This is a genomic window from Vagococcus vulneris, assembly GCF_003950515.1.
GTDB classification, from domain to species: Bacteria; Bacillota; Bacilli; order Lactobacillales; family Vagococcaceae; genus Vagococcus; species Vagococcus vulneris.
Genome location: NZ_NGJS01000001.1, coordinates 25,309 through 46,803, shown reverse-complemented (window position 1 = coordinate 46,803; position 21,495 = coordinate 25,309). Strand labels below are relative to the sequence as shown.

Annotated in this window: 19 protein-coding genes and 1 riboswitch; of the genes, 1 reads left to right on the top strand and 18 read right to left on the bottom strand. The window is 34.3% G+C overall.

Annotated elements, in window-relative coordinates:
• Positions 1–5: 5 nt before the first annotated feature.
• The 13 genes from hslV to xerD form a co-directional block, all read right to left on the bottom strand.
• Positions 6–554, bottom strand: coding sequence for an ATP-dependent protease subunit HslV (gene hslV, locus CBF37_RS00235; protein ID WP_125982802.1), 549 nt, complete (start codon positions 552–554; stop codon positions 6–8).
• Between the two features lie 22 nt (positions 555–576).
• Positions 577–1,473 (bottom strand): tyrosine recombinase XerC, encoded by an 897-nt coding sequence (gene xerC / locus CBF37_RS00230; protein WP_125982801.1) that lies wholly within the window; start codon positions 1,471–1,473, stop codon positions 577–579.
• A gap of 158 nt (positions 1,474–1,631) precedes the next feature.
• On the bottom strand, positions 1,632–3,521 hold the full coding sequence (locus CBF37_RS00225; protein ID WP_165866584.1) for an acyltransferase family protein: 1,890 nt from the start codon (positions 3,519–3,521) through the stop codon (positions 1,632–1,634).
• A 221-nt stretch (positions 3,522–3,742) separates the two neighbouring features.
• Positions 3,743–6,346, bottom strand: a complete 2,604-nt coding sequence (gene clpB, locus CBF37_RS00220; RefSeq protein WP_125982799.1) for an ATP-dependent chaperone ClpB — start codon at positions 6,344–6,346, stop codon at positions 3,743–3,745.
• A 196-nt stretch (positions 6,347–6,542) separates the two neighbouring features.
• The gene (yjeM, locus tag CBF37_RS00215) at positions 6,543–8,081 is read right to left on the bottom strand and encodes a glutamate/gamma-aminobutyrate family transporter YjeM (RefSeq protein WP_125982798.1); all 1,539 of its coding nucleotides are present in this window, start codon (positions 8,079–8,081) and stop codon (positions 6,543–6,545) included.
• A gap of 443 nt (positions 8,082–8,524) precedes the next feature.
• Complete coding sequence (gene pepT, locus CBF37_RS00210) at positions 8,525–9,757, bottom strand: peptidase T (protein WP_125982797.1); 1,233 nt, start codon at positions 9,755–9,757, stop codon at positions 8,525–8,527.
• 18 nt (positions 9,758–9,775) lie between these two features.
• Positions 9,776–10,897, bottom strand: a complete 1,122-nt coding sequence (locus CBF37_RS00205) for a Nif3-like dinuclear metal center hexameric protein (protein ID WP_125982796.1) — start codon at positions 10,895–10,897, stop codon at positions 9,776–9,778.
• Complete coding sequence (locus CBF37_RS00200) at positions 10,890–11,597, bottom strand: tRNA (adenine(22)-N(1))-methyltransferase (RefSeq protein ID WP_125982795.1); 708 nt, start codon at positions 11,595–11,597, stop codon at positions 10,890–10,892. The genes CBF37_RS00205 and CBF37_RS00200 overlap by 8 nt, the downstream gene beginning before the upstream one ends.
• 127 nt (positions 11,598–11,724) lie before the next feature.
• Positions 11,725–12,300 carry an ECF transporter S component gene (locus CBF37_RS00195; protein WP_125982794.1) on the bottom strand — a complete coding sequence of 192 codons (576 nt, stop codon included), beginning with the start codon at positions 12,298–12,300 and terminating at the stop codon, positions 11,725–11,727.
• A gap of 124 nt (positions 12,301–12,424) precedes the next feature.
• Positions 12,425–12,553, bottom strand: a riboswitch (FMN riboswitch).
• Between the two features lie 62 nt (positions 12,554–12,615).
• On the bottom strand, positions 12,616–13,338 hold the full coding sequence (locus CBF37_RS00190) for a pseudouridine synthase (RefSeq protein WP_125982793.1): 723 nt from the start codon (positions 13,336–13,338) through the stop codon (positions 12,616–12,618).
• Positions 13,338–13,949, bottom strand: a complete 612-nt coding sequence (scpB, locus tag CBF37_RS00185) for an SMC-Scp complex subunit ScpB (protein ID WP_125982792.1) — start codon at positions 13,947–13,949, stop codon at positions 13,338–13,340. Before scpB ends, CBF37_RS00190 begins: the two co-directional genes overlap by 1 nt.
• A 9-nt stretch (positions 13,950–13,958) precedes the next feature.
• On the bottom strand, positions 13,959–14,717 hold the full coding sequence (locus CBF37_RS00180) for a segregation and condensation protein A (protein WP_125982791.1): 759 nt from the start codon (positions 14,715–14,717) through the stop codon (positions 13,959–13,961).
• Between the two features lie 30 nt (positions 14,718–14,747).
• Positions 14,748–15,641, bottom strand: a complete 894-nt coding sequence (xerD, locus tag CBF37_RS00175; RefSeq protein ID WP_125982790.1) for a site-specific tyrosine recombinase XerD — start codon at positions 15,639–15,641, stop codon at positions 14,748–14,750.
• Positions 15,642–15,794: 153 nt separating this feature from the next.
• On the opposite strand from xerD, the gene CBF37_RS00170 reads away from it, so the two are divergent.
• A complete protein-coding gene (locus CBF37_RS00170) occupies positions 15,795–16,604 on the top strand; it encodes a hypothetical protein (RefSeq protein ID WP_125982789.1) in 810 nt (269 codons plus the stop codon).
• A 52-nt stretch (positions 16,605–16,656) separates the two neighbouring features.
• Here the strand turns inward: CBF37_RS00170 and fur are convergent, their stop codons facing one another.
• The 5 genes from fur to CBF37_RS00145 form a co-directional block, all read right to left on the bottom strand.
• Positions 16,657–17,112: a ferric iron uptake transcriptional regulator gene (gene fur, locus CBF37_RS00165; RefSeq protein ID WP_125982788.1), complete on the bottom strand. Its 456-nt coding sequence runs from the start codon at positions 17,110–17,112 to the stop codon at positions 16,657–16,659.
• A 97-nt stretch (positions 17,113–17,209) separates the two neighbouring features.
• Positions 17,210–18,103 (bottom strand): CvfB family protein, encoded by an 894-nt coding sequence (locus CBF37_RS00160; RefSeq protein WP_125982787.1) that lies wholly within the window; start codon positions 18,101–18,103, stop codon positions 17,210–17,212.
• A 29-nt stretch (positions 18,104–18,132) separates the two neighbouring features.
• Complete coding sequence (locus tag CBF37_RS00155; RefSeq protein ID WP_125982786.1) at positions 18,133–18,672, bottom strand: GNAT family N-acetyltransferase; 540 nt, start codon at positions 18,670–18,672, stop codon at positions 18,133–18,135.
• Between the two features lie 55 nt (positions 18,673–18,727).
• Positions 18,728–19,882 (bottom strand): MFS transporter, encoded by a 1,155-nt coding sequence (locus CBF37_RS00150; RefSeq protein WP_125982785.1) that lies wholly within the window; start codon positions 19,880–19,882, stop codon positions 18,728–18,730.
• Between the two features lie 136 nt (positions 19,883–20,018).
• Positions 20,019–21,371, bottom strand: coding sequence for an MFS transporter (locus tag CBF37_RS00145; protein ID WP_125982784.1), 1,353 nt, complete (start codon positions 21,369–21,371; stop codon positions 20,019–20,021).
• Between the last annotated feature and the right edge of the window lie 124 nt (positions 21,372–21,495).

Below are 21,495 nucleotides of genomic sequence, written 5' to 3'. Positions count from 1 at the left end.
TCTCCTTATATTTCTTCTAAAATTATATTGTGATTTGTATACACACAGATGTCTGCGGCTACATTCAATGCTGCCTTTGCAATATCACCAGCCGTTAATTCTTCACGTCCGTCACGCTTCATAGCTCTTGCTGCAGCCAATGCATAATTGCCGCCAGAACCAATCGCTAAGATACCATCGTCTGGGGCGATTACTTCACCAGTACCCGATACCACAAGCATTTCCTTATCATTCATGACAATCAGCATAGCTTCTAATTTCTGCATCATTTTATCACTGCGCCATTCCATAGCTAGTTCAACCGCTGCTCGCATTAAGTTGCCTTTGTATTGGTTTAATTTTGCTTCGAACTTTTCCTCAAGGTTAAAAGCATCTGCTACGCTCCCTGCAAATCCAACAACCACTTCATCATTATATATGCGACGAACTTTTCGAGCGGTCCCCTTCATAACGACAGATTCTCCCATTGTTACTTGACCATCCCCAGCCATAGCAAATTTTCCATCTTTTTCTACTGCACAAATTGTTGTTGAATGAAATGTTGTAAATCCCATATCTATCTCTCCTAATATGTTTTTATTTTGATGCCCTTGGATGAAACGACCGATAACTTTTTTGTAAGCTTTCTGTTGTCACATGTGTATAAATTTGTGTTGTCGACAAACTTGCATGTCCCAGAAGCTCCTGTACCGTACGCATATCAGCACCGTTATTAAGCAAATGCGTCGCAAACGTGTGTCGCAGCATATGCGGATGTATATCACTTGTTAGGGAACTGCTTTTAACTACTTCCTGCAGTATATATTTAACTCCAGGTGTTGTTAATTGTCCTCCACGATGATTAACTAGTAAATAATGATGTTCTTGCCGACCCTTACTGATTAATTCTGGTCGCGCAGCATTTAAATAATCATTGATAGCATCCATCGCATACGAACCAAAAGGGACATAACGCTCTTTATTACCTTTTCCATGAACCAAAAATACGTGTGCATTGAAATCGATATCATTAATTTCTAAATTAGTAAGCTCTGATACACGGATGCCTGTTCCATATAAAACTTCTAATAGCGCACGATTTCTTTTTCCTATTACTGTCGAATCATCAATAGCATCAAATAGCGCCTGAATTTCTTTTGTATAAAAAAATCTAGGTAATCTTTGTGATTGACGCTTCATTTGGACATACGAAAATGGATTTTCATTGACCAATCCATGTTTTAATAAAAAATTATAAAAAGATCTTAAGCTTGAAATCTTTCGACTGACAGAATTCCGACTATAATGATTGTCGTGCAGATAAGCCAGATAAACACGAACATCTTGTAATTCTGCTTTTTTGTAATCATCATCTCCCGTTTCACCAAGGAATCTTATAAAATGCGAGATATCATCTTCATATGCTAAACTAGTTAACTTTGAATACTGTCTCTCTACATTTAAATAGCGCAAAAACTCAGATACCGGCTCCATTTACAGGCCTCCATTTGTGTTAATTTACACGAATAATGTAACATAATTTCATTTGTTTAACAAATGAATTGTCAGAATTTTATCTTTTTTCCAAACAAATGACACAATTTCTTCATAATTAAAAAAGACTCCACTTTTTAGAAGTCTTTTTTATGAAATTAACTATTAGTATCGAGTACTTTTCGAGCAATTAAAGTTGAATATTCTTGCGCCCCTTTATCAACTAAATGAACATCATCCACATCAAACCAATCACGATGACCAGTTGAATATGATTTCCAATCAACGACATAAGCATTTTTATATCTTTTTGATGTTTTATCTAGTTCATCATTTACTGCCTTCTGCCACGATCTTTCCACCATAGTATTTACAAAATAAACGGACCTATCGCCTGCATAAGACATTACTTCATTTATATCCTTTTCTGAAAAAGACCCATTAGTTCCTAGTGCCACTACTATAATATCACCTAATTGCTTATCTTTAGAGAGTCTAGCGAAAATATCTTTACTATCAATTAATTGTCGCCCAATTTTAGCATCAACTTGAGAATTTTTGAATATTTCTTGAAAACTTGGCGCAGCACTTAACAAGACAGAGTCTCCAACAGCAGTGATTTTCATTTCAGCTGCTCTTTTTCGATCTGCTTCACTCAAAACAATACTATTCGTCAGTGCGTCAGTGCTTTGTTCTGCTGTCTTTTGTTCTTTTTTTTCAACAGTTGACCCTATTGTTTGTGATGCTGCTGTACTTTTTTGTTTCTGAGCATTTTTCTCAGCAACTAATTTTTGGTTTTGTGCCAATTTTTTTTGAAGCGCAAGGCTATTTGCATCACGTCCAGAAGGAGCCAAAATAAAAGCACATAAAAACCCGATAACCAAAATACCTAAAAAACTGATTATGCTGTTTTGTTTAAAATCATTTAAATTAAACTGAAGAAATGTTTTATTCCACTTAACATCGGCAACTAAAAATTTAGATAACCGGTAAGTTACTTCAGATAGCAGCAAAATAATTATGATTTGAACTCCAAAATGTATCCATCTATTTGTTCCATCGAGCTTAAATATATTTTCATAAACAATCATGACTGGAAATTGCCATAAATATATTTCATAACTTCTTAATCCTATCCATTTGAATACGGGGTTAGTTAATCCCTGATTAACTACCTGAAACTGAATAACTGTAAATAACAAGCATGTACTAATTAGACTAAATAAAACCATTCCACCTTTATAAGTTAGCGGAGACGTGTCCTTCATAAAAATAAAACTTAAAATAATTAAAACACTACTAAGAACAGACGCAATTATTCCCCATTTTGAACTGATCGTCACTAATTTCTCACTAAAATCTCGTAAACAAACTGCTAAAATACCGCCCATCAAGATAGAAAACAAACGTGTATCCGTACCATAATAAATACGATTTATCGATTCAGGATTATAAAATAAACCCATTAATACAGCAGATATGACGGTACCAGTAATCAGTACTGTCCATAGTAATTTATGACTTTCTTTTTTATACATTAAAAAAGCCAGCACAATCGGCCAAATAATATAAAATTGTCCCTCAATTGATAAAGACCATAAATGAGTAAACGCGGACTGATTTGCGAAGCGATCAAAATATGATGACCCGTTAATAATCTGCCACCAATTATTAACATTCAATAAACTGGTCAACGTTATCTGTTTATAATTTAGTAAATAATTTCCCTTTAAAAAAAGCGCAATTGTTCCAAAGCTAAACAAAACAATAAGCAAAGACGGATAAATACGTTTTATTCTTTTTCTGTAAAAATTCGATAACGATATTTTTCCACGGTCATGCCATTGACTTAAAAGGATATCCGTCATTAAGTAACCTGATATAACAAAAAATAACGACACACCCAAATATCCACCCGGCAGTACATCAGGTAACAGATGATATAGAATAACACTAATAACAGCTATTGCTCGAATACCATCAATACCGGTGATGTATCGTCTTTTTTTCACTGGTAACATGTCATCTTCACTCCAAACTGCTGACACTATATAACATATATTAAAATAATTTAACAAATATTTCAATAAGATTTTAATATTTTATTTGTCACTATTGTATTAAACTATATATTCATGAAGTTTTTATGACTTTTTTTAAACTTTACTAAACAATTTATGATTTATTTAACAAATTAATTTGTTTTATATGTTACTTTTTCATTACAAAAAGACAAGTAATTCATGAATCAGAACTACCTGTCTTTTTTTTATGCTATCGATTCAGTTTTAAAGGTCAATTCATTATTTAAAATAGAAATAACTACTTTAGAGTTAGGCATTATTTTTCCTGCCACAATTTCCTTAGCTAGAGGTGTTTCAACATTCTTAGTTAAATAACGTTTTAATGGACGTGCTCCATATATCGGATCGTATGCTTGTTCAGCTATCCAACTTTTGGCCTCTTCGGAAATTTCTAAATAAATTTCTTGGTGTTCTAAACGTTTTTCCAATTGCTTCGTCATCTTCATGATGATTTCTTTTACATCATTTAGACTTAGCGGTGTAAATATGATGGTATCATCGATACGATTCAAAAACTCAGGCTTAAAATGTCCCTTTAATAATTCTAGAACTGTATTTTCTGCTTCTTCCGAAACTATTCCATCTTCTGTAACCCCATCTAATAAATACTGAGAGCCGATGTTACTCGTCATTATTAATACTGTATTTTTAAAGTCAACCACACGTCCTTTTGAGTCAGTCAACCTACCATCATCTAAGACTTGAAGTAAAATGTTAAAAACATCCGGATGTGCTTTTTCAATTTCATCCAGAAGTACAATCGTATAAGGACTGCGACGAACGGCCTCTGTCAATTGACCACCCTCTTCAAAACCAACATAGCCGGGAGGTGCTCCTACTAAACGAGATACACTATGTTTTTCCATATATTCACTCATGTCAATTCGAACCATATGTTCCTCAGAATCAAATAGCTCTTCGGCCAATGCTTTTGCCAACTCAGTTTTACCAACACCTGTCGGCCCTAAAAATAGAAATGAGCCTAACGGACGATTTGGGTCTTGTAAACCGGCTCGCGAACGAATGACGGCATCAGCAACTGCATCAACTGCCTGATCTTGTCCAATAACTCGCCCATGAAGAGTTGCATTTAGGCGTAAGATTTTTTCACGTTCTCCTTCTTCCAGTTTTTTAACTGGAATACCAGTCAAACGTCCAACAACTGTTGCTATTTCACTTTCTGTAACTGATTCTTGAACCATTTTTCCATCGTTGGAGGTATCAATAGAATTTTCAAGTTCCTCTAACTCTTTTTGAAGCTTAGGCAGAGTTCCATGTCTTAATACAGCTGCTTCTTCCAAATCGTAATTGCTTTCAGCATTTTCTAACTGTGTTTTGACGTGATCAATTTCGGCTCGCTTCTCATTTAGCTTATTGAAACCTTCTTTTTCAGTTTCCCACTGCATTTTTAAAGTATTTGCTTCTTCGCGCAATTCTGACAGCTCTTCTTGCAAGATGCTTAATCGCTTCTTACTAGCCTCATCCTCTTCTTTTTTTAATGCAGCTTCTTCAATCTCAAGCTGCATAAGTCGACGTGTTACTTGATCTAATTCTGTCGGCATAGAATTCATTTCAACCCGAATTGTCGCGCAAGCCTCATCAACTAAATCAATAGCTTTATCTGGAAGATATCGATCTGTAATGTAACGGTTAGACAGTGTTGCAGCTGAAACTAACGCATTATCATGGATGTTTACGCCATGGTGAATCTCAAATCTTTCTTTCAAACCGCGCAATATACTTATTGTGTCTTCCACAGTAGGTTCTTTCACCAGCACTTTTTGAAAACGACGTTCCAAAGCCTTGTCCTTTTCCATATATTCACGGTATTCGTCTAAAGTTGTTGCACCTATACAATGCAGTTCGCCACGTGCCAACATTGGTTTTAGTAAATTTCCAGCGTCCATACTGCCTTCCGTTTTACCTGCCCCTATAATTGTATGGATTTCATCAATGAATAAAATAATACGGCCTTCGCTTTTAGTTACCTCTTTCAATACAGCCTTTAATCTTTCTTCAAATTCACCTCTGAACTTAGCACCGGCTATTAAAGCTCCCATATCTAATGAAAAAATTGTCTTATCTTTCAAATTTTCTGGGACATCTCGCTTAACGATTCGTTGTGCCAAACCTTCAACAATTGCGGTTTTACCAACACCAGGTTCACCAATTAACACCGGATTATTCTTTGTTTTTCGTGACAGAATCCGAATAACATCTCGAATTTCCTCATCACGACCGATAACCGGATCTTGTTTTCCTTGCCGTACGGATTCTACTAGATCTATACCGTATTTTTCTAGAGCTTCATATTGTTCTTCTTGATTTTGACTCGTCACTCTCTCTCCACCTCTCATCTCCTTGATTTTTTCAGTTAAAATTTTCTCAGTAACTCCGTGTTCTACTAAATATTTAGTTAAGTCATAATTTTTTAATTTAAATAAAGCTAAAACAACAATTTCTGTTGATAAAAACTCATCTTGAAAAAGATCTCTGATTTTATCCGCCTCTTGAAATAAGTTAAACAAATTCTGACTAATACTCTGTCCATATTGAACGCTGCCACCGCTGACCTGTGGTAATTTATCAATGGCACTGTCAATTGCTGTCTCAAATGCAGCCATATCTAAACCAGCATCTGCATAGAGATTTCTGGCAAAATGATTAGGCTGTAAAAAGATTTTCCACAAGTGCGCTATGTCTATTTCTTGTTGATGTCTTGTCACAGCAATCTGCTGAGCATCGCCCAATGTCTGCTGCATTGTTGTCGTCATTTTTTCAATGTTCATACAAATACCTCCCTATTAACATCGATTACAAAGTAATTATATTACTTTGGTCAAAATAAGTCAAAGAAAACACTTATTAGTCTTTAAAGTATGTCTTACTTCTATAAAATATTTGTAATTAACATAATATATTCTACAGTGCAAAAAAACTTTCAACAATCATTTTCTTGACTGCTGAAAGTTTTATTTTTATTAATTATTTTGTGCTGCCACTTTTTTTTTCATATCTAGTGAACATGACCAGTGCAATAATTGTAAAGAACACTGGTCCTGCAATTGACCATAAAGTTTTAGCCAAATCACCATTAATGGCCGGCTCGATAATCGTAAAGACATTTGCAAAACCAACCGTAAAGATAACTAATGCAACACATAATTTATAAAAGTTTGGACCTTTATAAATTGTAAATGGTTTTTGTATTGTTTCATCTCGCTTAAAGCCAAAGAAAGCATAAGCTACAAACATATACGGAATGGTCATAGAAACATTCGTCATATTTGTCAAAATTTCAAAGAATTTAGTTGCACTTTGTCCGCCAAATGCAATGAAAGCCATCATAACACAAACAATAATAGCTTGTACAATCATTGCATTCACACACATACCATTTTCATTCTTTTTAGAAAAAGTTTTAGGCCATAGCCCTTTTGGTGTACCTTCGATAATTGTTTTCAAAGGAGAAAATATCAATGTGAAGAAGGCACCTGTTAGAGATAAGAACATTGATAATCCCATAAATCTACTCAACCAAACACCGACTTGCATTGAATGAGGTTCTGATAAGTTCAAGGCATGACCCAATTGATACCCCATATTATTCATTGCAATGTATGAAACGTTTCCAAGCGTTACCTCAGCTGTACTACCAGTTGCTAACGCGAATCCATTATTCTCACTACTGAATACAAAATCCCAATTAGTAAATGTACCGATCATAAAAATACCAATTGCATATCCTACAGAGATAACAATAGCTGAAATAGCTAATCCCTTAGGAAAATTTACTTTAGCATTTTCCGTTTCATCGACCAAACTTCCGACTACCTCTAGTCCCCCAAAAGCAAAAATCGCAAACACAATAAAGCTAAAGACTTGAATCATTGATGTGAAATTCTCATTCGGTGATTTGAAGAACGCTTCAAAACTAACCGGCTGTGCCATTTCGCCTTTATTTAAAATTAAAATAACTAAACCACCGACGAATAGTAAAACGTTGATACACATAATCGCTGTACCGCCGATACTTGTTACTTTTTTTATTTTATCAAGGCCTTTAGATGTGACAAATGTCACAAGGATAATCCATAAAATACCTAAAATACCTAAAGTTTGGACACCAGTAGTCATACCGAAGATTGACCAACCTTGTGTTTTATCAACACCAAAAATTGCATTTGAAAACGGAACCCAAATCGAACTACCGACATTTACCATCCATATAATATATGAAGCGAACCACATAAATGTACCGACAAAGGCGAATTTGGGATTAACCGCACGTTCCATCCATGAATAAATTCCGCCTTTAGACTCACCAAAAGCAGCTCCCATTTCACCAAGCATAAACGCATATGGTATGAAAAATGTAATAGCGGCTAAAATATACCAAAAAATTGATGCATAGCCCATCAAGTAAAAAGCTCGGGGGATATTGTTAAATCCAAATACAGAAGTAAAAATCATTAAAATAAGTGCTCCCAAGGTCAATTTACTTGTTTTACTATCTTTTGACATAATTGTTCCTCCTTTTTGTTCTGCTGTGTAAAGCGTTTTATTTAATTAACACTATAAGTTTACTATATAAATAAAGTTTATTATATGAGTTTGTTATATTTTTAATTAGATTATTCTGTCTTTTAATTAAAATTTCATAATTACTGTTCAGACAGCATTTCATATCAGCTTAATTATTAATACCTTTAAAATTTTTACATCACGCTAAAAATAAAAAATTAGGATTCTCTTATTTTTTTCAAATAACATTTTTCGATAATCATCTCATAACATTTACTTAACAGACTATTAAAATTAAGCTTTCCATATTTTTATAATAATACTTACTAAATTTCAGCAATAAAAATTAACTTTTTTAAATATTAGGTAATTGGTAGTAGAAACCCTAACACAAAAATACTCCTTACACATTAAAATGTAAGAAGTATTTTTCAAAAAACATTTTATTTTTCGGCATTTAATTTAGCAATTTCAATAATTAAAGATGTTGCCTTTTCCATACTCTCAACTGCCACAAATTCAAATCGACCGTGCATATTTTCACCACCAGCAAAAATATTTGGAGTTGGTAAGCCCATAAATGAAATTTTTGAACCATCCGTTCCTCCTCGAACAGGTTCGACAATTGGTGTAATTTTGACATTTCCCATTGCTTCTTCAACTAAATCGATAATGGACATATCTTTTTCAATCACTTCACGCATATTGAAATATTGGTCAGTGATTTTAATACTGATACGTTCTTGGCCAAAATCCTTATTCATATTTTCAGCAATTGTCAACATATTTTGTTTACGTTTATCAAAGATATCGTGGTTATGATCACGAATAATATATGTCATTTTCGCCTCGTCTGGTACACCCGCAAAGTGTAAAAGATGATAAAAACCATCTCGACCATCAGTTTTTTCCGGCACTTCATTTTTTGGCAATCGGTCATGAAAATCGATACCTACTTGCAATGCATTAACCATTGTATTTTTTGCTGTACCAGGATGAACATTTTTCCCTTCAATCTCTATTTCTGCTTGTGCAGCATTAAAGGTTTCAAATTGGAGTTCCCCAACTGGACCGCCATCCATTGTATAAGCAAAATCGACGTCAAATTGACTAACATCAAACTTATCAGCACCTACACCGATTTCTTCATCAGGTCCGAAAGCAACCATCAATTTACCATGTTTAATTTCTGGATGAGCAATCAAATAATCCATGGCAGTCATAATTTCTGTGATACCTGATTTGTCATCAGCACCAAGCAAAGTTGTTCCATCTGTAGTAATTAACGTTTGCCCAGTATAATTGGCTAGGTTAGGGAATTCTGCCACTGATAATTCATATTTTCCGTCTTTTCCTAACGGGATTGTTGACTGACCATCGTAATCCTCAATAATCTGTGGATTTACATTAACTGCATTAAAATCGGCTGTATCCATATGCGCAATAAAACCAATACTGCGAACTTCTTTATCTATATTACTTGGCAATGTAGCAATAACAAAGCCATTAGCCTCATTGTAAAAAACATCAGACATGCCAAGCTCTTTCAGCTCTTCTTCCAATACATGTGCAAAAGCAATTTGTGTTGGTGTTGACGGTGTTGTGCTACTCGCAGCATCAGACCTCGTTTCAGTTTTAACATATTTCAAAAATCTCTCTAATAATTTCGGATACATTCAGCATTCTCCTATCTTTTAATAAAATTTAAATGGATTAGTATTCACACTGCTCTCAATAAACTCGATATCACCCCATTGTTCTTCGAGCTTCCATTGATTAAATAAATCAATAAATTGGCGTTTGCAGACTTCTTCAATATAGTGACCCGGATCGATGACTGTCAATTTTTCCTCTATCATATCATGGGCTGTATGATAGTATACATCACCGGTTATATAGACATCTGCTTTCTTCTTTAGTGCATCGTGATAAAACTTTTCTCCGCTACCGCCGCAAATCGCAACACGAGAAATAAGTTTATCCGTTTTATCTGAAACAACTCTTAAACCTTCCAAATTAAACGTTTCTTTGACTTTTTCAATAAAACTTGTCAATGGCATCGATTGAGGTAGATAACCTATTCTGCCTAGACCATAGTCGTCAGTCATATTATCAATTGTATAGATGTCATAAGCAGGCTCTTCATAGGGATGGTTTACCTTAATAGCTTGTTCTGCCTGTCCGACTAATGTCTCAGGCAGAATAAATTCTAATTTAACTTCTGATACTTCGGTTTCTTCATTCTTGTGACCAATGTAAGGTACTGCCCCCGATTTCGGTCGGAACCCCCCCGTACCAGTTATACTAAAACTACAGTGATCATAGTCAGCAGAATACTCTCCGACACCTATTTTAAATAAGGCTTGTCTAACTTTTTCAGCACTTTCTCTAGGAACCATGACTGCCAGCTTTTTGTAATGAATAGTATGAGTCTGATGTAAGAAATCATCAGATTTTATGCCTAAAAGTTCACAGAAATAGTCATTTAATCCGCCCTCAACAATATCCATATTAGTGTGTGCAGTATACACACTAATATTATGTTTTAATAAATCAGCATACATGTTTATTTGAAAATTATCGGTTGCTAAACTAGTAACCGGTCGAAATATCGGAGGATGTTTGGCGACGATTAAATCCACCTTCTGCTCAATCGCTTCAGCAACCACATCCGGTCGAACGTCCAATGTCATCATTATTTTTTTTAAGGGTTTATCAAGTGTTCCAATTTGAAGGCCAACCGGATCTCCTTCTTCAGCAAGCCATGTTGGACAAAACGATTCAAATCTGCGAATAAACTCATAACCATTAACCAATCTGCAGAACCTCCTTGATTTCTTTAATTTTTGCTTCAATTAGTGCGACCTTTCCTTTATGCTGTTTTGATGATAACTGCAGCTGTTCTCTGATACGCATCAATTCATTTAATTCCTGCTGCCATTTTTCTTTAAAAACAAGAGACTGTTCTTTTCGTAAAAAAGGTCCAAAAGTTATATCACTTTTTGTTAATTCAATATGATCTGTTGTTTTTTCAGCAACTATAATCTCATAAAACTTTTGGTTCTCACCAATAATTTCTTCATCTGTTATCGCATAATGATTATTCATCAGCCATAATCTTAATGCAGCTTCACCTACATTCGGCTGGAGCACCAATCGCTCATGTCCCATCAATGTACCAGCAGATAGTCCTCTAGCTAAAATATCTCTGATTAAAACTCCGCCCATACCGCAAATAGTAATAGCATCAATTGTATCAGTTGGGTTAATAACATCCAATCCATCACCTAATCTAACAAAAATTTTTTCTGACAGACCCACCTCCTTAACTAAAGATTGTGCTGATTCATAAGGACCTTGAACAACCTCTCCTGCTATCGCTCCAGGTATTTTTCTATTAATAACGAGAAACGCTGGCAAATAGGCATGATCAGAGCCGATGTCGGCAACAAAATCAGTCGATTTAATATAATCAGCAACCTTCTCTAATCTTTTTGATAAATGTTGGTAATCCATATAACACTTCTTCCCCTTCACTCTTTATAATTTGATTATATCATTTTTACACAATCTGTATAGATAACAAATAAAATCTATAAAAAAAGCTTCCAAAAAATGGAAGCTAAATCGATACTTTTTTTATTTATTTTGCTAATTTATGCACGCGTCTTTCTAAAATAGGTAATACTTTTTTATAAACAACAGCAAATACAACACTGACCATGACACCTTTTATTAAGTTAAAAGGAATTATCCCGTATAAAACCATTGTAGCAATCGGCATACCAAAATCCATACCTAACAAATTAAGGTATAATGGTGTAATGACAAAATAATTAGCAACAGCCATAAATACTGTTAATAATAAGGTAGAAGAAATCATGCCGATAATCAAATTTTTACCTGTCTTTCCTACCTGAGCACTCTTGTAGATTGGCAATAAGAAAACAACTGATGCAACAAATGCAGTAGTATCACCAATTAAATTTGGCAAGTCGCCGCCTGTCGTGATAAAGTGAAGTCCCGAACGAATAAACGCTGTGGCGATTCCTCCCAATGGACCATAGATAAAAGTACCTATTAGTACCGGAATATCACTAAAGTCGACTTTCAACCAACTAAAAACTGGAATAACTGGAAAACTAATTAACATTAACACATACGCCATCGCAGATAATACCGCAATAACTACCATCTTTTCTGTCTTGCTTTTTCTCATGAAAAATCCTCCTGTTAAGGATCACCTTCCGAGACTACCTGAGAATGAAAATAAAAAACGCCAATCCTTCGTCACTTCTGAGCATGACAAAGAACAGCGCTTAATTTAAGATATCTCAAATAAGCTCTATCTTCTTTACTCCAGACTCTAACTGTCGGTTTTGGAATTTCACCAAATCGGCTGTTTAATTACTTAAACAGTTCGTGGACTATAACCACCGGTCGGGAATTACACCCTGCCCGTGAAGACGACCTTTTTTATTTTATTTTACACTTTTATTATACATAATATTTACCGTTAAGCAAACGATTCTATTTAATCTTTTTTTGCAGCAACATATAACTGACTGACTTCTTTTTTCGTCAATTCTCGATAATCGCCAGAAGTTAATCCTTGAAGCGTTAATTCACCGACTTTTTCTCTTTTCAGTTTAATGACAGGATATCCGACTGCTTCAAACATTTTTTTCACTTGATGATTACGACCTTCTTTAATCACCAGTTCCACAATCGAAGTTCCTTTCTTACGATCCACTGACAAAATCTTATAACTCGCTGGAGCCGTTTTTCGATGTTCAATAACAATTCCGGTTCTTAGTTTTTTCAAATCATTGGCATGGGGTGTCCCTTTAATTTTAGCGACATATGTTTTGGTCATCTCATGTTTTGGATGCATTAATAAATTAGCAAACTCACCATCATTCGTCATTAACAGAGCTCCTGATGTATCATAATCTAATCGTCCCACTGGGAAAATTCTTTCCATAACATGTGGAAAATAGTCAGTCACTACACGACGTTTCTTATCATCTGAAACGGCAGAAATAACTCCTCTAGGTTTATAAAACAAAAAATAAACTGGCTGTTCTTGATATACTGGAACTCCATCAACCTCAATATGATCTGTTGCACTGACTTTCACACCTAATTCCTTAATCACTTTTCCATTAACAGTTACTCTACCCTCACTAATTAATGTTTCAGATTTGCGTCTTGACGCAACCCCCCTATGGGCCAATACCTTTTGTAATCTCTCCATTAAAATGCCTCCTTGTTTTCTTCACTTATTTCTAGTTCTTCAAATTTCTCTTTAAAACGATCAAAAAATAAATCAGTTGATTCTACCATTTCTGCTTCTGCTTCTAACTCAGAAATTGACGGTAAATCCTCCAATGTTTTTAAACCAAAATAATCCATGAAATAATTCGTTACCCCGAACAGAATGGGGCGACCTGGTCCATCCATACGTCCTATTTCTTCTATTAGTCGTCGGGACAGTAACCTGTGCAGCGGACCTGATGATTTGACACCGCGAATCTGATCTATCTCCGAACGCGTTATCGGTTGTTTGTATGCGACTATAGCTAGACATTCAATTGCCGCTTGTGATATCGATTGCTGAACAGACGATTGTGCATATTCCTTTAATAAATCAGCATACTTAGATTTGGTAGCTAAAACAAAGCGGTTGTTTATTTCTAAAATATGCAAGGCTGAATTATCATCATGTTCGTATTGTTTTTTTAATTGTGTGATTAAGTGATAACTAGCTGCCGTATTTTCTTTTAAGAAAAATGAGAGTTCATTTAAACTGAGACCCTCATTTCCGGAGACAAACAGCAGCGCCTCTAACTTTGATATATCTTTCATATGTAACTCCTATACATCACTATGTTTGTTAAATAAAATGATTGGCGCATTTATTGTATTCTGTTCAACGAGCACTTGACCTGACTTGATTAATTCGAGGATAGCCATAAAGGTGGTCACAATCTCAGTTCGGTTTGATGCCTTTATCAACACTGAAAAATTAAGTCCCTCGCCTTTGCTTAAATTAACTATTTTTTCTGAAATCTCTAATAATTTATCTTCTATTGTATAGGATTCCATATAAATGTTAGCTTCACCAAAACTAGTCTCTTCGCTCTTTCGTTGAATAATATCATGCGCAGCTAAAAATAAGTCAATGATTGTTAATTCATGTTCATCCAACGGTTTAAATCCAATTGCAACTTCCGCTAAATCAGCAGGTTCTCTAGTAAAAAACTGTTCTCTTTCCACTTCTCGATCTCTTAATACCGATGCTGCGTACTTATACTTCCGATATTCCAATAACTGATTAACTAACTGTTCACGTGGATCTTCTTCTTCATGATAATCGCTTTCCTCCGCTATTGATTCTGCTACTTGAGGTATAAGCATTTTACTTTTTATAGACATCAGAGTCGCAGCCATAACAATATAATCACCAGCAATTTCTAAATCCAACACCTTCATCGAATGTATATACGACATATACTGATCCGTGATCTGAGCTATTGGAATATCATAAATATCAATTTCTAACGTTTTAATCAGATGCAATAATAAATCCAATGGTCCTTCAAATACATCTAATTTTATTTTTAATTCTTCCATGTTCCGTTATTTCCACCCTTTTACATTGGTTTAAGCTCTTGGAAAGTACTCTTTATAGACATCTGCCATCCTTTTTTTGCTTATATGGGTATAAATTTGGGTCGTAGATATATCAGCATGTCCCAACAACTCTTGCACAACCCTTAAATCTGCTCCATTTTCTAATAAATGAGTGGCGAAACTATGTCTCAAGGTATGCGGTGTGACATCTTTATTAATACCGGTAAATAACACGTACTGTTTTAAATTTTTCCAAATTCCCTGACGTGAGAAAGGTTTTCCTTGATAATTTAGGAATAAAATCTGTGTATCACCTTGTTTATTTTTTATTAATAATGATTGTCGTGATTCTTCAAGATATTTATTTATCCAAAAAATTGCTTGATCGCCAAGCGGTAAAATACGCTCTTTATCACCCTTACCAATCGTTTGTATCAATCCTAGCGATAAATGTAAGTCGTCCAATTTTAGCGAAATAAGTTCTGTCACACGTAATCCTGTTGCATACATTACTTCGAGAATAGCCCGATCACGAATACCCAAAATATCAGACGTATCTGGAGCTTCAATAATTTTTTCAACTTCCTCAATGGAAAGCGTCTTGGGTAAAGCCTGTCTTTTTTTTGGTGTATCAATATGCTGCATTGGATCGATTTCCGTAAACCGTTCTTGTCTTAAAAATTGGTGGAATTTTCTTAAACTAGAAACCATGCGAATAATTGTAGCGGAAGATTTATTTTGTACCCTTAATTCTTCCAAAAAATCTAAAACAATATAACGGTCAACAGTCTGCCAGTTCAATTGATTTCGTTTGGCTAAAAAATCTAAGTATTGTTTTAAATCACGACTATAACTTTCTATTGTATTAGCTGATAATCCACGTTCAATTTTTAAATAATGGACATACTCTTCAAATTCATGCATTCGAATCCCTCTCTTATCGCTAATCATTGTAACAGTTTATAGTTATAAATACTATTATTATGTTAACTATTTTTTTATAATGAAAATTATAATAGACTTTTTTTCGTTCACATTATACAATAAAATTATTGTAATAATATAGGGGGCAAGTACGTGTTTCCAAAAAAATGTAACTACCATAATTTAGCGCTATTCCCAATCATCGGCGTGAATTCGGAAACATATCATGACGAGTTTAACACGATATACCAAGAAAAAATACTCTTGTTCAAAGCGTCGTTAATTTTAACTATGCCTATTATCATAGTACTCACTTTTTTCTTTTACTTCCATTTTCACCCATCATTTCTATTGACCATCGCATTACTTTTTTTGTTTATATTTACAAGCTTTTTAGCGGTTGCGTATCCTATTTACCGCTTTTTAACCACCGAGCTTCGTCAAAAAGAACAAACTATTAAAAAGGAAATTGATACACATTTGACTGAACTAGCAAATCAAGACTTTTTTTCAAAGAATGCGCGTGCAAAAAGATTGTTGAATTCAGAATTTCAACTTATCAAACTTCAACCTGTAAAAAAAAGTGATATTAACATTATCAATGAGAATCAAAAAATTTCAAGTCAAACTATTAATTACTACCATTTATCAAATCTTGCAAATATTGTAAAGACTAAAACCTGTTTTTATGAGCAGCAACCTCTGAAGCCGATAGTTCTGGCGACAATTCTTTTGTTAGACTCTGAGAAAAAGTTTAGACTTCAAGCAACCATACCATTAGAATTTGAATTAGTAAACGGACTGGTCAGCGAACAAATTACATACTTGCAAAAAGATGGTTATATTGTGAATCCTAAAATTCTTATTGATCAGTATCATTTCAGAGAGATTTATGTCCAAAGAATTGACAATCACTCCAAAGGATTTCTTCAATTTTTTCCTAAAAAACGATTAAATCATTAATTCGTTTTTTAGGTTTTTTTAATAAAAAAAACCGCTAAAAATCAGCGGCCCCTCACTTACCTTTTTTTTGACAACTATAACAAATACCGTGAAATGTTAAACGGTGATCAGTCACTTTAAAGTGATAATTATTCTCGACAATTTTCTCCACATCATCTAATAAATCTTCCTCAATTTCTTCAATAGCACCACACTCAATACATAGTAAATGATGATGAAAATGCTTAGCTCCTTCTTTACGCATATCATATCTGGCCAAACCGTCATCAAAATTGACTTTATTTAATATATTTAATTCTGTCAGCATTTCTAACGTCCGATAGACTGTTGCTAAACCTATTTCCGGTGTTTTTAGTTTGACAAGCATGTAGATTTCTTCAGCAGATAAATGGTCTTTTTCGTTTTCAAGCAGCACACAAACTGTGGCTTCTCTTTGAGGAGTTAATTTATAATTGGCTTCATGCAATTGTTTTTTCACTTTATTTAAAGCAGTTATTGTTTGGCTCACTGCGTAACGCTCTCCTTTTTATATTTATTATAAATAAAAGGATACTAAGACCCATTTGATTTGTATCAATTATAATTTATAACTGACTTAAAATCAACTAATCTTCAGGTGCTTCAATCTCGTTATCAGTAGTTTTCACTAAATAAGTATATCCGTCTTTCTGCTCAATTAAATGCTGTTTCATTAAATTTCCCAATGCACGTTTGAATTGGCCCTTACTGATTGCAAATATTTTTTTTATTTCTTCTGGATTCGACTTGTCTGTGTATGGAATTTTTTGCTCCGGTGAACGTTTCAAGAAAGTTAAAATCATATCTGCATCAGATGAAATAACTTCATACGCACGTGGTTTTAACGAAACATTCAAAATGCCATCCGGTCTAACTCCGATAACTCGCCCAGATACTTGCTCACCCAACCTTGGCTCTTGATAGCGTTCGTCAGGATGAATAAAACCTAAATAATAATCACTCGTAATAAAATAAGTTCCGACTAATTTGACACGATAAACGATCCCTTTAACATCTTTATTGTGCATTGTCTCTTCCTTGGCAGGACGAGACATAGCCGAGAACTGAGTATCATCAGCCAAAGTTACCCATAACAACCCCTTGTCATCAACTTTAAGCGAAACCAACACATGGTCACCCTTTTTCGGCCATAGTTCCTTCATTGCTGGTAGCTCGTCAACAGATAAAACAATATCTTTATCAGCGAGTCCTATATCTACAAAAGCCCCTAAATCCTTACGCGTTTTTTTCACAGTTCCAAATGCATATTTACCTTGTCGTACTTTTGGAATATCTTGTGTAAATCTTAATTCATCTTTTTGATTACGGTAAGCAAAGCCCTCCACCATATCACCGATATTCATCGGTTTTTCTTCGGTCTTATCCATACTAAAAGTCATACCGTTTTTTTGAACAAAATAATGTGTCTCATTTTCATTAATAATTAAACCGGTCCACATATTACCTAACAACTGTTCCATTACCATCATCCTCTCGATAGATTAGTATATCATAAATCGTCTAATAATTTCGGGTTTATCATATGATAAATCGAAAACAAATAATCTTCTAAATTAAACTCCGAAGTCACTTTAATTGGTAAAATCAAAACAACAAATTCAACATGATGAACACACAGTTTAAATCCGGTGTTCACCGCACCGTTTTTTAAATAAAAGCGAATCCGGTCTTCGCGGACTTTCTTTTCTTGTTCCGAGTCCGCAAAATCTGGATCTTCACATTCCAAAATAATAACATCAGCGATTGGTTTTGACTGTATCCATGACAACATTTCAGATCCTACACCTGAACCGCGAAAATTTCTATTAACTGCAAAATAATCAAGTAATTGGTATTGTTGGTTTTTCCAAACAAAACAAGCGTAACCCAATAATTTTTGTTCTTTTTCATACACATAACACGTATAAACATCTTCCATAAATAATCTTTCATACATTGCTAATGTTTTTAATTCATCAGCAGGAAAATCATAAATCATGTGTTCTTGATACAATTTCTTAAATTCATTAAAATCAATTTGTCGATACATCTGGATAGTCTCCTTTTTATAAAATAAAAGAATTAAAGGTGGACACCCTTAATTCTTAATTTGTTTTTGGTTTTTTCCAAAACATAGCTAAAAAAGTTGTAAATAATAAAATTAACGCTGACACATAGTACGGATAGAAATGATTGATATCAAACAGCACACCTGACATCAGTGGACCAATTATATTCCCAATACTGGTAAATGTAGAATTCAACCCATTTATAGTCCCCTGCTTTTCTCCAGCATGTCTTGATAAAAAAGTTGTTATTGCTGGACGCAGCATATCAAATGCCAAGAATACCACAAAAGTACTGACAGCAACTACCCATCGAGTGTGGTTAAATGCGATAACACCAATAAAAACAGCACTAGCTAAAAATGAAATACGAATAAGTCCAATTTCACCTATTTTTCGCACAATTGGTTCAAAAAACACAATTTGAAAGACTAATGCTAATAATCCACTGACCGTAACTAACAAAGCTATCTCGGTAGTATTAAAACCGAAATTTATAGCCGCCATGATGCTGTAAATAGACTCAAAAGCTTGTAGACCAAAACTTGAAATTAATATAATAACAAATGGAAACATAAATATTGGGTTTTTTAACGTCTCCACAAAAGATTCTTGGTTTGTATGGTCTCTAACAATTTGTTTTTCCGGTTCTATTAAAACAAAAATAGATAACAGTCCACCAATAATTGCTAACGCTCCTGCTACAAAAAACGGGACACGAATACCAAAGTGTGCAATAAAACCTCCTAATCCTGGGCCAATAATGAAACCTCCGCTAATAGCAGCTGAAACAAGCCCCATAGCTTTGGGACGTTCCTCTAGTGTCGTTACATCCGCAACATAGGCTGTAACAGAAGGCATGATCAGCGCAGCCGCGATGCCACCCAATGCTCGTGAAAAGTATAGCCAACTAACAGTATGACCTAGACCAAAAATTATTTCAGAAATAGCAAATACAAACATACCTGTCACAATTATTTTTTTTCTGCCTAATTTATCAGATAAATAACCAGCCAATGGTGAGCTTATTAATTGAGACAATGCTAATACGGATACCATCGTGCCCATTGTTGTGCCAGAAAGTCCCATTATCTTTTGTAGCATCGGCATGACTGGGATAATCAAACCAACTCCGAGAAATACAAGGAATAAATTCATAATAGCTAGATACAACATTGATTTTTTGTTTTCCATATTGCTCCCCCTTTTCTAATTTCTAACTATTTTATTCTACACTAATACTTTTAAGTGAGCCATTCTTAAACTCATTATGAGTAAAATCTTAGATTGGTTATTTCCATTAGAAAAAAAGAACCCTAAACGGATTCTTTTATTTTTTCTTAAATGTTTTAAAAACCAGTAACGAGCTGATAACAAGCAATACTAGTAAACAAATTAAAGCAACAGTCGATCCTTGAGTTGTACCGATAATTTTATTTGGTGCCATATTTTGAAAAATTCCCACAATAATCGCAACAAATGAAGTCGCTACTGCACCCATAAATTGCTGCAGTGTACTAAATACTGCATTTCCATCGTCTTGAAGATCTTTACCAATCGAAGATAGACCAACAGTCATTACATTGCTATATGAAAGACCAACACCAATCATAAAAATAACATGCGATAAAATAATCAATGGCACACTAGCTGTGTGTATGAATAAAACTAACATCAACCAGCCGGCAGCCGCTAAAGTACAGCCTAATCCAATGGGTTTTTTATATCCGATCTTGTCAAGAATTTTTCCTGAGATCGGTGCAAACAAAGCACCAACTAATGCTCCAGGAAACATCATCATTCCAGCTTTTGATGCAGGTACATGACCCACTATCTGAATAAAATTAGGCAAAATAAATGAGACACCTAATAAAAGAGATTGATACACTAAGAATGATAATAAATAAATCGAAAATAATTTATTTTTAAAAACAGCTAAATTTAGCAGAACTTTTTTCGCATTTGATTTAAAGAAGAAGAAACCGCCCACAATACCTATAATTAATGCTGCCCAACCTTTAAATTCTGTGGCATAACTGAAAAAGAATAGTAAACCGGTAAACATTATCGATAAGTATATAACTGCCTTACTATTAATCGTATCCATTTTAGACACAGGTTCCTTGGGTATTGCAAACAACCCTATAGTAGATGACACAATTAAAATGGGCACCAAAAATTTGTAAATATAAGTCCAATCAAGTTGAGTTGTTAAAATACCGCCATAGGTTGGTCCCATTGCCGGAGCAATTGAAGTTGTCAAATTACCAATACCAATCATCATTCCTCGTTTTTCTACAGGAACCTTCGTCAAGATGATATTAAACATTAAAGGTAAAGCAATACCTGTTGCTATCCCTTGTAATATTCGACCAATTAATAATAAAGTAAAAGTAATAGAAAAAGCATTAACAATTACACCCAATACAAAAAATAGACTAGAAACAATAAATAAATGTCGCTTACTATAGTTTTTAATCAAATATGATGACAAAGGTACGACAATAGATATCATCAATAAATAAATAGTAGTTACCCATTGAACTTGCGATGTTGAAATATTAAATTGCTTCATTAAAGTTGGAAAGGTCACGTTCATCGCGGTTTCTATCAGCACTCCGGAAAAAGCCATCATTCCCGTAGCTAATACCGCTAAATTAACATGAAACTTCTTTTGATCCATAAATTTATTCTCCTCCTCAAAAATAAAAAAACGAAATCTATCTTTACGATAAATTTCGCCTCTATCTCGGCACCCTTAAGTGCTATCTGTACGAATTACATACCTCATTTTATGAAATCTCTTT

Excerpts from the sequence above, each read along its gene's own strand:
- hslV (WP_125982802.1), bottom strand. The coding sequence starts at position 554 with ATGGGATTTACAACATTTCATTCAACAACAATTTGTGCAGTAGAAAAA.
- xerC (WP_125982801.1), bottom strand. The coding sequence starts at position 1,473 with ATGGAGCCGGTATCTGAGTTTTTGCGCTATTTAAATGTAGAGAGACAG.
- clpB (WP_125982799.1), bottom strand. The coding sequence starts at position 6,346 with ATGAACATTGAAAAAATGACGACAACAATGCAGCAGACATTGGGCGAT.
- yjeM (WP_125982798.1), bottom strand. The coding sequence starts at position 8,081 with ATGTCAAAAGATAGTAAAACAAGTAAATTGACCTTGGGAGCACTTATT.
- pepT (WP_125982797.1), bottom strand. The coding sequence starts at position 9,757 with ATGTATCCGAAATTATTAGAGAGATTTTTGAAATATGTTAAAACTGAA.
- CBF37_RS00200 (WP_125982795.1), bottom strand. The coding sequence starts at position 11,597 with ATGGATTACCAACATTTATCAAAAAGATTAGAGAAGGTTGCTGATTAT.
- CBF37_RS00195 (WP_125982794.1), bottom strand. The coding sequence starts at position 12,300 with ATGAGAAAAAGCAAGACAGAAAAGATGGTAGTTATTGCGGTATTATCT.
- CBF37_RS00190 (WP_125982793.1), bottom strand. The coding sequence starts at position 13,338 with ATGGAGAGATTACAAAAGGTATTGGCCCATAGGGGGGTTGCGTCAAGA.
- scpB (WP_125982792.1), bottom strand. The coding sequence starts at position 13,949 with ATGAAAGATATATCAAAGTTAGAGGCGCTGCTGTTTGTCTCCGGAAAT.
- CBF37_RS00180 (WP_125982791.1), bottom strand. The coding sequence starts at position 14,717 with ATGGAAGAATTAAAAATAAAATTAGATGTATTTGAAGGACCATTGGAT.
- xerD (WP_125982790.1), bottom strand. The coding sequence starts at position 15,641 with ATGCATGAATTTGAAGAGTATGTCCATTATTTAAAAATTGAACGTGGA.
- CBF37_RS00160 (WP_125982787.1), bottom strand. The coding sequence starts at position 18,103 with ATGGAACAGTTGTTAGGTAATATGTGGACCGGTTTAATTATTAATGAA.
- CBF37_RS00155 (WP_125982786.1), bottom strand. The coding sequence starts at position 18,672 with ATGTATCGACAAATTGATTTTAATGAATTTAAGAAATTGTATCAAGAA.
- CBF37_RS00150 (WP_125982785.1), bottom strand. The coding sequence starts at position 19,882 with ATGGAAAACAAAAAATCAATGTTGTATCTAGCTATTATGAATTTATTC.
- CBF37_RS00145 (WP_125982784.1), bottom strand. The coding sequence starts at position 21,371 with ATGGATCAAAAGAAGTTTCATGTTAATTTAGCGGTATTAGCTACGGGA.